This window comes from Acetobacterium sp. (genome assembly GCF_041752335.1).
Classification (GTDB): domain Bacteria; phylum Bacillota; class Clostridia; order Eubacteriales; family Eubacteriaceae; genus Acetobacterium.
In genome coordinates, this window is sequence record NZ_JBGSHG010000115.1 from 1 (window position 1) to 14,255 (window position 14,255).

General features: G+C 47.8%; 16 protein-coding genes. 10 read left to right on the top strand and 6 right to left on the bottom strand.

Annotated features, from left to right (window positions below):
• Window position 1 precedes the first annotated feature (1 nt).
• The 10 genes from ACEW8F_RS13745 to eutL all read left to right on the top strand — a co-directional run bounded on the left by ACEW8F_RS13745 (window position 2) and on the right by eutL (window position 8,679).
• Window positions 2-916: a nitronate monooxygenase gene (locus ACEW8F_RS13745; protein ID WP_373484035.1), complete on the top strand. Its 915-nt coding sequence runs from the start codon at window positions 2-4 to the stop codon at window positions 914-916.
• A complete protein-coding gene (locus ACEW8F_RS13750; protein WP_373484036.1) occupies window positions 904-1,845 on the top strand; it encodes an ACP S-malonyltransferase in 942 nt (313 codons plus the stop codon). Before ACEW8F_RS13745 ends, ACEW8F_RS13750 begins: the two co-directional genes overlap by 13 nt.
• Window positions 1,839-2,579 (top strand): 3-oxoacyl-[acyl-carrier-protein] reductase, encoded by a 741-nt coding sequence (gene fabG / locus ACEW8F_RS13755; protein WP_373484037.1) that lies wholly within the window; start codon window positions 1,839-1,841, stop codon window positions 2,577-2,579. The genes ACEW8F_RS13750 and fabG overlap by 7 nt, the downstream gene beginning before the upstream one ends.
• A 9-nt stretch (window positions 2,580-2,588) precedes the next feature.
• Window positions 2,589-3,827, top strand: coding sequence for a beta-ketoacyl-ACP synthase II (gene fabF / locus ACEW8F_RS13760; RefSeq protein ID WP_373484038.1), 1,239 nt, complete (start codon window positions 2,589-2,591; stop codon window positions 3,825-3,827).
• A 13-nt stretch (window positions 3,828-3,840) separates the two neighbouring features.
• The gene (gene accB, locus ACEW8F_RS13765; protein WP_373484039.1) at window positions 3,841-4,314 is read left to right on the top strand and encodes an acetyl-CoA carboxylase biotin carboxyl carrier protein; all 474 of its coding nucleotides are present in this window, start codon (window positions 3,841-3,843) and stop codon (window positions 4,312-4,314) included.
• Window positions 4,315-4,428: 114 nt separating this feature from the next.
• Window positions 4,429-4,845, top strand: a complete 417-nt coding sequence (fabZ, locus tag ACEW8F_RS13770; RefSeq protein WP_373484040.1) for a 3-hydroxyacyl-ACP dehydratase FabZ — start codon at window positions 4,429-4,431, stop codon at window positions 4,843-4,845.
• An 11-nt stretch (window positions 4,846-4,856) separates the two neighbouring features.
• The gene (accC, locus tag ACEW8F_RS13775) at window positions 4,857-6,209 is read left to right on the top strand and encodes an acetyl-CoA carboxylase biotin carboxylase subunit (RefSeq protein WP_373484041.1); all 1,353 of its coding nucleotides are present in this window, start codon (window positions 4,857-4,859) and stop codon (window positions 6,207-6,209) included.
• Between the two features lie 15 nt (window positions 6,210-6,224).
• The gene (gene accD, locus ACEW8F_RS13780) at window positions 6,225-7,112 is read left to right on the top strand and encodes an acetyl-CoA carboxylase, carboxyltransferase subunit beta (protein WP_373484042.1); all 888 of its coding nucleotides are present in this window, start codon (window positions 6,225-6,227) and stop codon (window positions 7,110-7,112) included.
• Complete coding sequence (locus ACEW8F_RS13785) at window positions 7,099-7,890, top strand: acetyl-CoA carboxylase carboxyltransferase subunit alpha (protein ID WP_373484043.1); 792 nt, start codon at window positions 7,099-7,101, stop codon at window positions 7,888-7,890. Before accD ends, ACEW8F_RS13785 begins: the two co-directional genes overlap by 14 nt.
• Before the next feature lie 144 nt (window positions 7,891-8,034).
• Window positions 8,035-8,679 (top strand): ethanolamine utilization microcompartment protein EutL, encoded by a 645-nt coding sequence (gene eutL / locus ACEW8F_RS13790; RefSeq protein WP_373484044.1) that lies wholly within the window; start codon window positions 8,035-8,037, stop codon window positions 8,677-8,679.
• 70 nt (window positions 8,680-8,749) lie between these two features.
• Here eutL and ACEW8F_RS13795 read toward each other — a convergent pair whose 3' ends face one another.
• From ACEW8F_RS13795 to ACEW8F_RS13820, 6 genes are all read right to left on the bottom strand, one after another.
• Entirely contained in the window at window positions 8,750-9,331 is a 582-nt protein-coding gene (locus ACEW8F_RS13795) for a zinc ribbon domain-containing protein (RefSeq protein ID WP_373484045.1), read from the bottom strand.
• Between the two features lie 60 nt (window positions 9,332-9,391).
• Window positions 9,392-9,886 (bottom strand): peptidylprolyl isomerase, encoded by a 495-nt coding sequence (locus ACEW8F_RS13800; RefSeq protein WP_373484046.1) that lies wholly within the window; start codon window positions 9,884-9,886, stop codon window positions 9,392-9,394.
• A 109-nt stretch (window positions 9,887-9,995) separates the two neighbouring features.
• Window positions 9,996-11,228, bottom strand: a complete 1,233-nt coding sequence (locus ACEW8F_RS13805) for an NAD(P)/FAD-dependent oxidoreductase (RefSeq protein ID WP_373484047.1) — start codon at window positions 11,226-11,228, stop codon at window positions 9,996-9,998.
• Complete coding sequence (locus tag ACEW8F_RS13810) at window positions 11,225-11,674, bottom strand: 4Fe-4S dicluster domain-containing protein (RefSeq protein ID WP_373484048.1); 450 nt, start codon at window positions 11,672-11,674, stop codon at window positions 11,225-11,227. The genes ACEW8F_RS13805 and ACEW8F_RS13810 overlap by 4 nt, the downstream gene beginning before the upstream one ends.
• Before the next feature lie 12 nt (window positions 11,675-11,686).
• Window positions 11,687-13,570, bottom strand: coding sequence for an anaerobic carbon-monoxide dehydrogenase catalytic subunit (gene cooS / locus ACEW8F_RS13815; RefSeq protein ID WP_373484049.1), 1,884 nt, complete (start codon window positions 13,568-13,570; stop codon window positions 11,687-11,689).
• A 248-nt stretch (window positions 13,571-13,818) separates the two neighbouring features.
• Window positions 13,819-14,232 (bottom strand): Fur family transcriptional regulator, encoded by a 414-nt coding sequence (locus tag ACEW8F_RS13820; RefSeq protein ID WP_373484050.1) that lies wholly within the window; start codon window positions 14,230-14,232, stop codon window positions 13,819-13,821.
• Between the last annotated feature and the right edge of the window lie 23 nt (window positions 14,233-14,255).

Sequence of the window (14,255 nt, forward strand, 5' to 3'; positions counted from 1 at the left end):
CATTGAATTTCCCATTCTTCAAGGAGGAATGGCGTGGATATCCGATGCTCAGCTTGCAGCTGCCGTGTCAAATGCAGGTGGTTTAGGGATTATTTCGTCAATGAACGCCGATGAAAATTGGCTGCGCAATGAAATTCATAAAGCCAAGAGCCTGACCGACAAACCCTTTGGAGTCAACGTGATGCTGATGAATCCCCATGTGGATAAAATTGCTCAGGTGCTGATTGATGAAAAGGTCCCGGTTGTCACAACCGGTGCCGGTAATCCTGGTAAATTCATGAAGCTGTGGATTGAAGCCGGTATCAAGGTTATTCCCGTGGTCCCTTCGACCGGATTGGCGCGGTTTTCGGAACGGGCCGGCGCCACAGCAGTGATTGCCGAAGGCGGCGAATCCGGCGGACACGTTGGTGAAATATCCACCCTGCCGTTAATTCCCCAGGTCTGTGACGCGGTTTCGATTCCGGTCATTGCTGCCGGCGGAATTGGCGATGGCCGGGGCATTGCCGCCGCTCTAATGCTGGGCGCGGTGGGCGTTCAACTGGGCACCCGCTTTTTAGTTGCCCACGAAACCAACATCCATGAAAATTATAAAGATAAAATTATCAAAGCCAAAGATATTGATACCACCCTCAGCGGCCGGTCACTGGGTCATCCGGTTCGTTCCTTAAAAACAACCTTTTCCAAAGACTTTATTAAAGCAGAAAATGACCCTACTACACCGCCAGAAGTCCTGGAAGAATACGGTCGGGGTGCGCTTCGCATTGCCGCTCAGGAAGGTGATTCTCAAAAAGGTTGCTTCATGGCTGGTCAGATTGCCGGCATGATTAAAGAAAAACAAAGCGTGAAGGAAATCATTTTAACACTGGCTGAAGAAACCGAAACAGTTTTAAAAGGAGGAACACAATGGGTAAAATAGCACTGCTTTTCCCCGGTCAGGGCTCACAGTATGTGGGGATGGGCAAACCCCTTTACGAACTTAGTCAATGCTCCCGGGAAATTTTCGACCAGGTTGATGCCGTTCATCCCGGCACCTCAACCCTCTGTTTTGAGGGGCCGGCTGAAGCACTCAACCAAACCCAGAATACCCAACCCTGCATTTTTGCCGTGGAGCTGGCGGCGCTGGCAGCCTTAAAATGCGTTGGCGTCGAAGCTCAGGGGATCGCCGGCTTCTCGCTGGGAGAGGTAACCGGTCTGGTGGCATCCGGCATCCTTTCGATGGACGACGGCCTAAAATTTGTTAAAAAACGTGGTCGCGCCATGGAAGAAGCGTCGCAGATGACGCCGGCAGCCATGGTGGCGGTTTTAAAACTGGACAACGCCACGGTGGAAGCACTCTGCAAAGAATTCAATCAATGCTATCCGGTCAATTATAATTGTCCCGGGCAGCTGGTTGTGGCGTTGCTGAAGGACGATCAGGAAGCATTTTTGACGCGGGTCAAAGAGCAGGGCGGACGGGGTATTCCCCTGACATTGTCCGGCGGCTTCCATTCACCGTTTATGACTTATGCAACCAAGCTGCTGGAGCAGAAAATTTATGAACTGACATTTGCGGCGGGATCCATCCCCCTCTATTCCAATGCTTATGCAAAACCCTACCCCGAAGCTCCGGTGGATATCCGTGATTACATTCTGCATCAGATCAATCATCCGGTGCTATGGGAACAAACCATCCGCAATATGATTGCCGACGGATTTACCACCTTTATTGAATGCGGCCCCGGTAAAACCCTGAGCGGCTTTATTAAAAAAATCGATAAATCAGTCACCTGTTATCATGTTGAAACCGTGTTAACTGATTATCTTGAAGCAAAAAATGCAGGAAAGGAATGGTCTTTTGTATGTTAACAGGAAAAACCGCACTGATCACCGGCGGCGCCAAAGGAATTGGCCGGGCGATCGCTCTTAAAATTGCCCAGGCCCATGGAAATGTGGCCATTATCTACCGCGGCAGCCAGAAAAATGCTGAACAAACCATCGAAGAACTGCTGGCGCTGGGTGTCCAGGCCAAAAGTTATCAATGTGATGTCGCTGACTTTAACGCCACCAAAGAACTGGTGGCCCAGGTTATCAAAGATTTTGACGGCTTGGATATCCTGGTGAATAATGCCGGGATTACCAATGACAAATTGTTAATCGCCATGAAGGAAGAAGATTTTGACAGCGTCATTAACACCAATTTAAAGGGCGCCTTCAACATGACCAAACACGTCGGTGCCTACCTGCTTAAGCAGCGTAAAGGCCGAATTATCAATATTTCCTCGGTTTCCGGCCTGATGGGCAACATCGGCCAATGTAACTATGCTGCTGCTAAAGCAGGACTGATCGGTCTGACCAAGTCAGCGGCCAAAGAAATGGCCCTGCGGGGAGTCACCTGTAATGCCATTGCCCCAGGTTTTATTGATACCGATATGACCAAAGAACTAAAACCCGAAATTAAAGCTGAAATTCTCAAACAAATTCCCTTAAAACGTTTAGGACAGGCCGACGACATCGCCAATCTCTGCGTTTATTTAAGTAGCGATTTATCAGGCTATATTACAGGAGAAGTCATTAAAATTGATGGCGGTCTCTATATTTAGGAGTAATCAATGAATCGACGAGTTGTTATAACAGGATGTGGCACCGTTTCTCCAGTGGGTAGCACGGTAGAACGTTTTTGGGAAAATCTCAAAAATGGAAAATGCGGCATCGACTTTATTAAGAAATTTGATACCACCGACTTAAAAGTGAAAATTGCAGGTGAGGTTCATGATTTTGAACCCCTTGACTATATTAAAAAAAATGAAATCCGAAAAACTGATATGTTTACCCAATACGGGATCGGCGCAGCTGTCCAGGCGATGGAAGACAGCGGTGTGCAAGCCCATGTGGACCCCACCCGACTGGGTGTTTTTATGGGTTCCGGCATTGGCGGCATTCATACCTTTATTGATGAATGCCATAAAATGGATACCAAAGGCCCCGGCCGGATTTCGCCTTTTTTCATCCCGATGATGATTTCAAATATCGCCGCCGGCACCATTGCCATTCGTTATAATGCCCAGGGTCCCTGTCTGCCGATTGTCACGGCTTGCGCCACTGGTACCCATTCAATTGGGGAAGCCTTCCGGAGTATTAAGCACGGTTATGCCGATGCCATTATTGCCGGCGGCACCGAGGCCAGTATTTCACCGCTGTCGGTGGCCGGCTTTACTAATCTAACGGCCCTGACCACCGTGAATGATCCGGCCCGGGCCTCCATCCCCTTTGACAAAAACCGCAGCGGTTTTGTGATGGGTGAAGGCGCCGGCGCTCTGGTCCTGGAAGAACGGGAATCGGCCCTGAACCGCGGCGCTAAAATCTATGGCGAAGTTGTCGGCTACGGCAATACCTGTGATGCCTACCATATCACCGCCCCCCATCCTGATGCCATCGGCGGAACCCGGGCCATCAGCCTGGCCATGGCCGAAGCCGTCAGTGCGGGGGTCAAATTTGAGGAAGCTCAGATTTATGTCAACGCCCACGGCACCAGCACCCCCCTTAACGATAAATCAGAAACCATTGCCATTAAAAATGCCCTGGGTGAACATATCAGCCGCACCCTGGTCAGCTCCACCAAATCAATGACAGGTCATATGTTGGGAGCCGCCGGCGCCATCGAAGCAATCGCCTCAGTGTTGGCCTTAAAAGACGGCATTGTCCCCCCCACCATTGGTTATCAGGAAGCTGATCCGGACTGTGATCTGGATTATGTCCCCAATCAGAAACGGGCCGTCCAAAGTGACGTTGCCCTGTCCATTTCGCTTGGATTTGGTGGTCACAACGCTTGTCTGGCATTTGTTAGATAGAGGAGAAGATACTATGGAATTAAATACCGAAACCATCCAGGCCCTGGCCAAGATCATGTCTGAAGAAAAACTCACCAGTCTGGCCCTTGATCAGGGTAATCTGAAGATCGAAATGAAACGGGAAAGCGGATCGACGCATCCCGGCGGAATTACTTATCAGGAACCCCCGATGGCGGCAACTGCACCCCTTCCCCATCATACCCAGCCGGTGGCAGCGGAAGCCATTGAGATCACTGAAACTGCCCACTGGAAAGAAATAAAATCGCCGATGGTGGGTGTTTTCTATCAAAGCAGTCAGCCCGGCAATCCCGCCTATGTCACCAAGGGGCAGCACTTTTCCGAAGGCGACACCCTGTGTATCATCGAGGCGATGAAGCTGATGAACGAAATTACCGCCGAGACTCCCGGAACCATTATGGAAGTCTGCGTCGGCAACGGCCAGGTCGTCGAATTCGGTCAGGTGCTTTATCGCATCGTTGAAGACTAAATTTTAGACAGCGTTACTAGCCCCGTACCGATCCTGATCGGTACGGCTAAAGCTTGTTAACGGTCTGAAAAATTACTAAACGGAATTTTATATAAAATTCAGAAGGAAATCAGAATGAAACGTGATGAATTAAAGAAGATCCTGCCTCACCGGGAGCCGATGCTCCTGATTGACGAGGCTGAAAAAATAGATGATACCACCGCCACCGGACGCTACACCGTAACCGGCGACGAGTTTTTTTTACAGGGACATTTTCCCGGTAACCCGGTCGTGCCCGGTGTGATTCTTTGTGAAATTATGGCTCAGACCAGCTGCGTCTTAATGGCCGATCTGGATGGTGCCAACAAGACGCCCTATTTTACCGGCCTAAATAAGGTTAAATTTAAAGAAAAGGTTTTCCCCGGTGATACCATTGAAATCACCTGCAGCATTACCCGGTCCAAGGCGCCTTTTTATTTTGCCAGCGGCTCCGGTTCGGTCAATGGCAAGGTTGCCGTGGTGGGAGAATTCTCTTTTGCCCTGATTGAGTAAGGAGGAAGGCCGTGTTTTCTAAAATACTAATCGCCAACCGGGGCGAAATTGCCCTGCGGATTATCCGTGCCTGTAAAGAAATGGGCGTGGCCACCGTTGCCGTCTTCTCCACCGCCGACGAAAACAGCCTCCATGTCAGCCTGGCTGATGAAAGTATTTGTATTGGACCGGCAGCTGTCTCTGACTCTTATCTGAACATTTCGGCGATCTTATCGGCGGCGGTATTAACCGGAGCCGAAGCCATCCATCCCGGCTACGGACTGCTTTCGGAAAACCCCAAGTTCGCCCGGCTGTGCGCCCAATGCGGCATCGCCTTTATTGGACCGAGCTGGGAAATCATCCAGAAAATGGGCGATAAGGACCAGGCCCGGGCCACCATGGCGGCGGCCGGCGTCCCGATTGTTCCCGGCACCGATATTTTAAACGATCCGGCCATGGCTCATCAAAGAGCCGATGAAATCGGCTATCCGCTGTTAGTCAAAGCCCGCTCCGGCGGTGGTGGCAAGGGCATCCGGCTGGTCGAACGATCCGAGGATTTTCTCAACGAATATGCCCTGGCCCGTCAGGAAGCGCAAAATGCCTTCAATGACGATGGCGTTTATCTGGAAAAGTTTTTAACCCGGGTCAAACATATCGAAATTCAACTGCTGTGCGATTCGCATCAGCATGTGGTGGCGCTGGGTGAACGGGAGTGTTCAGTTCAACGTAAAAATCAGAAGCTGCTGGAAGAAAGCCCTTCCCCATCCCTGACCCCGGAAATCCGTCAGGCCATGATGGCAGTATCCCGTCAGGCAGCGCTAACCATTGGCTATGAAAATGCCGGTACGATAGAGTTTTTAATGGATGCCCAGGGTCATTTTTATTTTATGGAAATGAACACCCGGCTGCAGGTTGAGCATCCGATTACCGAAATGGTCACCGGGGTGGATATTGTCAAATGGCAGATCCGGATTGCCGCCGGTCTGCCCCTGACCTTTGGTCAGGAAGATGTCCATATTCAAGGTCACGCCATCGAATGCCGGATCAATGCCGAAAACCCGCTGCTGGATTTTCGGCCCAACTGCGGCACCATCAGTTTTTTGCATGTTCCCGGTGGTCCCTGGGTGCGTTTTGATACCCTGCTCTATCAGGGTTATTCGATCCCCCCCTATTACGACTCGATGGTCGGCAAGCTGATTGTCCATTCTAAAACCCGGGAGCTGACGATCCGCAAAATGAAAGCGGCTTTGTGCGAGCTGGTAATTGAAGGCATCGACCACACCAGTCAGGTGCAATTGGATATTCTCAGTCATCCCTTATTTATTGCGGGAGATTATTATACCGATTTTATGGAAAATGAATTCGGCAAACCCTTGTCTGAATAGAAATGGAGGTTTTAAATGCTAAATAAAGGTCTATTTAAAAAACCAAAAAATGAACTGGAAGCCCAGCATCGGATTAAACGTAAAACGGATCCGGCCATTCCCTCGGAACTGTGCCGGAGCTGTCCATCCTGCAAACAATTGAGCTTCACTTCAGATTTAGAAAATAACTTCCATGTCTGTCCCAAATGTGGTCACCATTTTCGCATTAACGCCCGACAACGCCTGAATATGATTATTGATCAGGATACCTTTGTGGAGCAGTATCACGAGCTGTCTTCAACCAATCGCCTGGACTTTCCCGGCTACGATGAAAAGCTGGAGCAGGCCACCCTGTTCAGCCACGAAAACGAAGGGGTCATCATTGGCACTGGAAAAATTGACAGTCACAAGGTGGCGCTATTCGTCATGGAGGCTACCTTTATGATGGGCAGTATGGGTCAGGTGGTGGGTGAAAAAATCACCCTGATCTTTGAATATGCCCTTAAGCATCGGCTGCCGGTGATCGGCTACACCGTCTCCGGCGGCGCCCGGATGCAGGAAGGGATGCTGGCCCTGATGCAGATGGCCAAAACCAGTGGCGCCGTCAAACGTCACAGTGATGCCGGTTTGCTCTATCTGACGATTCTGACCGACCCCACTACCGGCGGTGTCACTGCCAGTTTTGCCATGGAAGGCGATATTATTCTGGCCGAACCCGAAGCTTTAATTGCCTTTGCCGGTCCCCGGGTGATTGAACAAACCATTCGGCAGCGATTGCCGAAGGGCTTTCAACGGGCTGAATTTTTACTGGAAAAAGGATTTGTGGATGCGATTGTGCCCCGCAGTATCCAAAAAGAAACGGTCAAGCGGCTATTAACCCTGCACCAGATTCCCAAAGGCGGTGATCAAGATGGAAGCATATAAACGGGTCGCCCTGGCTCGTAAAAAGACCCGCCCGACGGGACAGGATTTTATTGATAATCTGTTTACCGATTTTATCGAACTCCATGGCGACCGTTGCTTTGGTGACGATCCGGCGATGATTACCGGATTGGCCATGTTAATGGACATGCCAGTAACGGTGATTGCCCAGGAACGGGGTAAAAATACGAAGACCCGGGTCAAACGTAACTTCGGCTCTGCCCATCCCGAAGGCTATCGAAAAGCCCTGCGGCAGATGAAACTGGCCGAAAAATTCAATCGTCCGATTGTCTGTCTGATTGATACCTCCGGGGCATTTTGCGGTATCGGGGCCGAAGAACGGGGCCAGGGTCATGCCATTGCCAACAATCTGATGGAAATGATGAGCCTTAAGGTGCCGATCCTGGCCATTGTCATTGGCGAAGGCGGCAGCGGCGGCGCGCTGGCTCTGGGGGTAGCCGATGAGGTGTGGATGCTGGAAAATGCCATTTACTCGGTGATCTCGCCCGAAGGCTGCGCCAGTATTCTCTGGAAGGATGCCTCCAAAACCAAAGAAGCCGCCAATTGTCTCAAGCTGACGGCCCAGGATTTATTGGAACTCCAGGTCGTCGATAAGATTATTTCCGAAAACCATCGTGATTTTAAGAACGTCTATCGGGAACTGAAAATCGGTCTCTATAAAAGCTTTCAAAAAAACCAGGCCCTGGATCATGAACAATTGACGGAACACCGTTACCAACGCTTTCGTAAATACGGGGCGATCGAAACCATTTCCGAATAACTTTCATGTTAGCCGGACTAAACCAGAAAAAAAGCAGATAACTACCCGTAGTGCTGCTTTTTTTTTATTGTCCCGGGACCGAAATAATGATATTATGAAACATAAGTAGAAATTTGGATAAAATTCAGAAAAGGAGATGATGCCATGACTGGAGATAGAATTAAATGCGAACTTGTTTATAGTAAAATGCTAACCGCTGTTGAAGACATCATGTTGGAAGAGTTTGATTTGCCGGAGGGCTGTATTGATATTGGCATTTTCACCACCCAATACGATGGTGTGGGTTATTGTGCTGCCGATGAAGCCACCAAAGCTTCAAATGTCGAGGTTGTCTACATTAAAACCCTGTATGGAGCCGGTGCCGGGCTCAACGACGGTCAGGTTTTTGGTGTCATTACTGGGCCGACTGTATCTGACGTTGAAAGCGGACTCCGTTATATCCGGGACTATGCTGAAAACAAATCGAGCATCTACAGTGTCAATGATGATGACAGCAACCTGATTTATGCCCAGCTGGTTCCTAAAATCGGCAAGTATTTTTCAAAAACCTATGGCCTGCCGATTGGTTCATCGATCGCTTTCCTGTTTGCCCCAGCTCTTGAAGGGGTGGTTGGGATCGACGAAGCCTTAACGGTTGCCGATGTGGAAGTGGTTAAATTCTTCGGTCCCCCGACCAACTCAAATCTGAGCGGCGCCATCCTTACCGGTACCCAATCCAATTGCCGAACCGCCTGCGAAGCTTTTAAAAATGCCATTATCAGCTGCGTGGAAGATCCGCTAGATTATTGATCTTTGATTTATCTTAACACTTACAAAAAGAACCGTCGTTAGACGGTTCTTTTATTTATAACTGAAGTTTTTAATAATACATAGATTGCATCATTGATGCGACAATGGCCATCACAATGCTGGAGAAGATGATGGAAAGAACAATGCCGATTCCCATAAAGATCAATGTTGCCCAGGCAAAGTGCTTTTTGGTGGTGCTGGTTTTAGAATCAACACTCCAGATAATCAACATCACAATATTAACTATCGGTAAGTACAACAGCAACAGGGTCAGCATCCAGTCACCCAGGGTCATGGGGACTTCGGCATTTTCTGCAGCAGTCTGACGTTGGGTTGGGGCCTGATATTGAGAAGAGGTCTGATAAGGATCTGGGGTTATTGTGATGGCTTCGGAGACAAGGATTTCCTCCTCAACAATACCATCTGCAATGATTTCATCCTCGACAATTTCGTGAGATAAAATTTCTTCATTTGGAATTTCACCAGGAATCTCTTTACCGGAAACATCATGAGAGATATTTTCGTTGTCGAAAACGCCTGCCGTAAAATCTTCTACCCCACCGGCATTTTCCTTCAACACATTTCCACAATTACCACAAACCGCATCATCTGGACCGATACCGGCGTAACATTTGGGACAATACTTTGCCATTGCGCTCACATCCTTTTTATTTTATTTTATCATAAAAACATGATGATTTCAAAATATAATTCAGGATACAGCTTCAATTTTTTTTATAACCTGATCTTCGCGAGGTTTGTCTGATCGATCCCGAGCCACGGCAACAATTGCATCCGCTGTTTCGATTCCTGAAATCACCTTGCCAAAAGCCGCATATTGGCCATCTAAAAATGGCGCATCATCGACCATGATAAAAAACTGGGAACCGGCAGAATCCGGCATCCCGGAACGAGCCATGGAAATGACACCCTTAACGTGCTTCAGATCATTAACCACACCGTTGCCTGAGAATTCGCCTTTAATGGTGTGTCCCGGGCCGCCCATTCCGCTACCTTGGGGGCATCCGCCTTGAATCATAAAACCGGGAATGACCCGATGAAAGATTAAGCCGTTATAGAAGCCATCATTAACCAGGGTTAAAAAGTTTTCTACGGTGATCGGGGCAACTTCCGGATATAACTCCACTTCTATTGTCTGGCCATTTTCCATTTCAATTTTTACAATTGGATTTGTTGTTTCTGACATTATTTCCTCCAAATTTTTCTGATAATTTTTACTTCAATGTAGTATACACCAAATGAAATGAAATGAAAAGAGGTTCGCCAGAGTCTTAAGATTTTTGAGACTTTATCGTTTAAACAGCGTAGTTATATTCTCCAGTGTCCTGATTTAAATCATAAAAATCGGCATAGCTCAGATTGAAGACATCCTTGTTTTTTTCGGAAACATCAATTTTATTCTTGATCAGGTATTGCCAGAATCCGGTGCCGCCGATATTGCCCTGGAATATGACGCCCTGGACGACGCCCTTTTTCAGGACAACTTTCTGGTAATTCTGGCGGTCTTCGCGAATAAAGATATCGCAATTTTCTTCAGGTTCCGGGTTAATGTTCCCCAGCGACAAAGTGGTGAGTCCAAAGAAATTAACGGTATTTTTAAGGGCATAACGATCATCATACAAGAGTTTTTCGCCCAGCATGTTAATCGCGGCAATCCGTCCCTGTTTCATGGCATTGGGCCAGATTCCGGCGATTCCGGTAGCATCGCCAGCGGCATAGATATCGTCAACATTTGTTTTAAGATCATCCCCGACCAGAATAGCATGGTTGGTATCAATCCCGGATCCCTCAGTAAAGTTAAAGGCAGGTCGAACTCCGGCCGCTATGACAATCACATCAGTCGGAATCGCTTTGCCACTGGCCAGATGGATGGTTTTTCCCCGCCCGACTTCATCGACGTCAACAGAAACGACCTTATCATTTAAAATAAACTCCGCGCCATGCTCTTCAAAGCGTTGCTGGTAGGCTTGGGCTGATTTTTGATCCAGCTGTAAACTCATCACCGCCGGGGTCATTTCAATCACGGTTACCTTTAATCCCCGCTCTAGCATCGCCACCGCGGCGTCCATACCAACTAGGCCAGCACCGATAACGACAGCATTTTTAGCGGTGTTACATTCACTATCCAGCAACTGGGCATCTTTTAAGTCGCGGAACCCGTAAACATTTTTTGACTCCCGGAGTCCCGGGATTGGTGGGATGAAATAGGCAGCGCCGCTGGCAATCAACAGCTTGTCATAGCTGATATCCTGATTGTCATGGGTTTTTACCGTCTTTTTCTGAGCATCCAGGCTAATCACGGTGGTGTTACTAAGCCAGGTGATCCCACTCGTTTCAAAGAAGTCCTCAGCAATAAAACTAATCCCCTTGGCATCCCGCTGATGACCCAAAAACTTATGGAGCATACAACGGGAGTGAACGCTGTTTTCTTTGGAAATAATCACCACTTCGGTATCCGGTTCTGAGGCTTTGATTGTTTTGGCCGCACTGATTCCGGCCGCGCTGGCGCCGATAATAACGATTTTCATAAGCTTACCTCTTTCACTTCGATGGCTTTCTTGGGACAGGCTTTGACACAGCTGGGTCCATCCGGCTTATCATCGCAGAAATCACATTTAATGACCTTGGTCCGGGTTTGTTTATCTGGTTTTAAAACCCCATAAGGGCAGTTCATCACGCACATATAGCAGGCGGCACATTTGCTTTCATCATACTGCACATGCCCGGTTAACGGGTCTTTTTCCAGGGCGCCGCTCATACAGGACAGCACGCATTCCGGTTCGTCACAGTGACGGCAGAAAATCGGCAGATAGCCCTTTTGAGCATCAAATTTAATAAAGTTGCGGGTTTCCGCAGCAGGACTCTGCAGATTGACGGTGTAAAAATTACTACCGGCTTCATGGGCACTGATACAGGCGATGTTGCAATTCAGACAGCCATCGCATTTTTCACGATCAATGATGATTCGTTTCATGATTACACCTCCTTAGATGTTTAATTCCTGGCGTTTCTTTTCAATGATCGCATCCAAAGTTGCGGCTGCTGATTTAGCATTGTCATCAATGATCAGTTGTCCACCGGTTAGATTTAACATATCCTGGGTGAATACCTGAACAGCCACGGGGCTTCCGGTAACAAACGGTGGTAATCCTAAATGAAGCGGCAGTCCCAGCGCTAAACCAAAGGCCCCATCAGCCAGGGCTTGTTCTTCCAGCCATTGTGGTGCCGATAAAACCAGCGGTAACTGCGGTAAATCGACGCCGAGGGCTTCAGCCAGTTCGGTAGCTACCAGCTCCAGCCGGCCAATCGCCAGACAGGGGCCAAAGTTTAAGACCGGTGGAATCCCCAGACTTTCACAAACCGCCCGCAGTTTTGGTCCAGCCAGGGCTGCCGCTGAAGGTGACATCAGGCCGACATTTTCGAGGCCGCCTGATGAACAACCGGCTGATAAAACCAGAATATCTTTGGCAATCAATTCTTTGACCAGATTAACCGTCAACACATCATGGCCGCCGGCTGTTAAGCTGGAACATCCGACCACGCCGGCAATCCCTTTGATTTCGCCTTTGACAATGAGATCGATCAGTGGTTTCCAGGTTCCTCCCAGAAATGATTTCAGCGAACCCTCGCTGACACCGGTTAAGGTATCGTCGTTGCCGTGATCAGCATCCATGTTCAGCGCAACAACGCCCCGTCGGGCCTGATAGGCTGCGATTACCGCTTCGATAATTTCATCGCTCTGGCTTTCTCTTTCTTCAAATACAAATGGTTTCATTTCGGCATTGGCTTTTTTGGAAACATCATCCAGACAGATCTGTTTGATTTTTAATTCATCACAGATCGGTTCGATCCCTGGTAAGGTACAGTTGAACTCTGATAATACTGCATCAATAGCGCCAGTGGCCAGAATCGCTTCGCTGGTAAAATTGTTACCGGCATGACCGTTGAATACCTCTTTATAATGTTCGCCGCGCAGCTGCAGGTCCTGACCGACACAGGTACAGCCGACCAGTTTAAATCCTTTGGCACCGACCGCTTTGGCTTTCTCGATAACATCGTCTTGAATCAGGCGATCCTGTAAGTAGGAAAAGATGGCATGTTGATGGCCGGTAATCATTATATTGATATAATCCGTATCGATAACCCGTAAACCCACTGGTGCCAGACGGATCGATGGTTCGCCCAACATCACGTCGTTTAACAGATTGGTTAGTGTTAAACCATAAAGACCGGTGGAAATCCCCAGTTTTAAACAATTCAGATACATATCAACGGGATCAGAATTGAGATTGGTGGATGTTTTAACAACCCCTGCGAAAACTTCAGATTTTGCTCCCCCTGGCAGAATCCCCAATTCTTTCCAACGATCAAAACGCGGTTTATAGGCCATTTTTTCAACCAGTTCCATTTTAATATAGTCGGGCTTATATAAATCAGCTAAAACCATATCAGCAATTTTTTCAGCACAGACATGTTCATCAGCTTCATTGACTTCAAAGATTTCGGCCAGTTTTGCCAGCGCTACCTTGCCTTTTAAGACTCCTTTGCTGGCTGCTGTTTTCTTAAGCATCAGCGCAGTGTTTTCAACAATATGGATATAACATCCAGACCCCGCTGAAACGGCTCGCAGGAAGTTCCTGGCCACCATGGTATCAGCAGTGGCCCCGCAAACCCCTTTGGGTCCGTCAGGGGTGATCCGACATGGCCCATTGGAACAGAGCCGGCAGCAGATTCCCTGCAATCCGAAACCACATTTGACACTTTGTCCTTCCATCCGGTGATGGGATGTATCGACGCTGAGATTGGAAATAAAGGTTTCCAGTTTCTGATCCGCACTTGCACAGGTTTTACAACTAAAATTTGAATTCATGTAACCCTCCAGTAATTTATTCTTTAATAATCGCGACTGATTTTAAATTTATTAGTTTCTTTTAAAGAATCATTCCTATTAAAATCATGTTTCAATTATAGAGCTGGAATAAATATTTGTCAAGAATGATTCTTGGTAAATATTTGTCATTTTAACCAATCCCCAAAATAATAAAAGCCTGATACCAAAGCATCAGACTTTTTAGAGATTAATATTCTGTTATACAAGAGCCGCTTTCTTAATTTCGATCAGGCAAAAAGAGACACTTCCATACGATTCAAAGAAACATCTTCAGGCAGTTTATCCTTGAAATAATCGGAGAGTAAAACCTCCAGCTCAGGATCGTAGTAATCACAGATGCCGTTATTATCCTTGTTGTAAATATGCACATGAAACTGAGTGTTTGCGTCAAAACGCATCACTTCCTGATTATCCTTCAGTTTTAGAATCAGGCCTTTTTCAGAGAATGTTTCCAGAATATTATAAATCGTCCCCACTGACATCACATATCCCTGATTTTCAAGGGCTTCCATCAGCATATCGGCGCTGGGATGAGATGTCATTTCTGACAACACTTTTAAAACACTGATCCGTTGGGGCGTAGCTTTTAATCCGGCACCGCGGATCATGTCGGTATAAAGTTGGATCTTTTTACTTTTCATGATTAAGAATAACTCCTAACTAA

Bases quoted from the DNA above. Each gene is read 5' to 3' on its own strand.
- ACEW8F_RS13750 (WP_373484036.1), top strand. From the start codon at position 904: ATGGGTAAAATAGCACTGCTTTTCCCCGGTCAGGGCTCACAGTATGTG.
- fabG (WP_373484037.1), top strand. From the start codon at position 1,839: ATGTTAACAGGAAAAACCGCACTGATCACCGGCGGCGCCAAAGGAATT.
- fabF (WP_373484038.1), top strand. From the start codon at position 2,589: ATGAATCGACGAGTTGTTATAACAGGATGTGGCACCGTTTCTCCAGTG.
- accB (WP_373484039.1), top strand. From the start codon at position 3,841: ATGGAATTAAATACCGAAACCATCCAGGCCCTGGCCAAGATCATGTCT.
- fabZ (WP_373484040.1), top strand. From the start codon at position 4,429: ATGAAACGTGATGAATTAAAGAAGATCCTGCCTCACCGGGAGCCGATG.
- accD (WP_373484042.1), top strand. From the start codon at position 6,225: ATGCTAAATAAAGGTCTATTTAAAAAACCAAAAAATGAACTGGAAGCC.
- ACEW8F_RS13785 (WP_373484043.1), top strand. From the start codon at position 7,099: ATGGAAGCATATAAACGGGTCGCCCTGGCTCGTAAAAAGACCCGCCCG.
- eutL (WP_373484044.1), top strand. From the start codon at position 8,035: ATGACTGGAGATAGAATTAAATGCGAACTTGTTTATAGTAAAATGCTA.
- ACEW8F_RS13795 (WP_373484045.1), bottom strand. From the start codon at position 9,331: ATGGCAAAGTATTGTCCCAAATGTTACGCCGGTATCGGTCCAGATGAT.
- ACEW8F_RS13800 (WP_373484046.1), bottom strand. From the start codon at position 9,886: ATGTCAGAAACAACAAATCCAATTGTAAAAATTGAAATGGAAAATGGC.
- ACEW8F_RS13805 (WP_373484047.1), bottom strand. From the start codon at position 11,228: ATGAAAATCGTTATTATCGGCGCCAGCGCGGCCGGAATCAGTGCGGCC.
- ACEW8F_RS13810 (WP_373484048.1), bottom strand. From the start codon at position 11,674: ATGAAACGAATCATCATTGATCGTGAAAAATGCGATGGCTGTCTGAAT.
- cooS (WP_373484049.1), bottom strand. From the start codon at position 13,570: ATGAATTCAAATTTTAGTTGTAAAACCTGTGCAAGTGCGGATCAGAAA.
- ACEW8F_RS13820 (WP_373484050.1), bottom strand. From the start codon at position 14,232: ATGAAAAGTAAAAAGATCCAACTTTATACCGACATGATCCGCGGTGCC.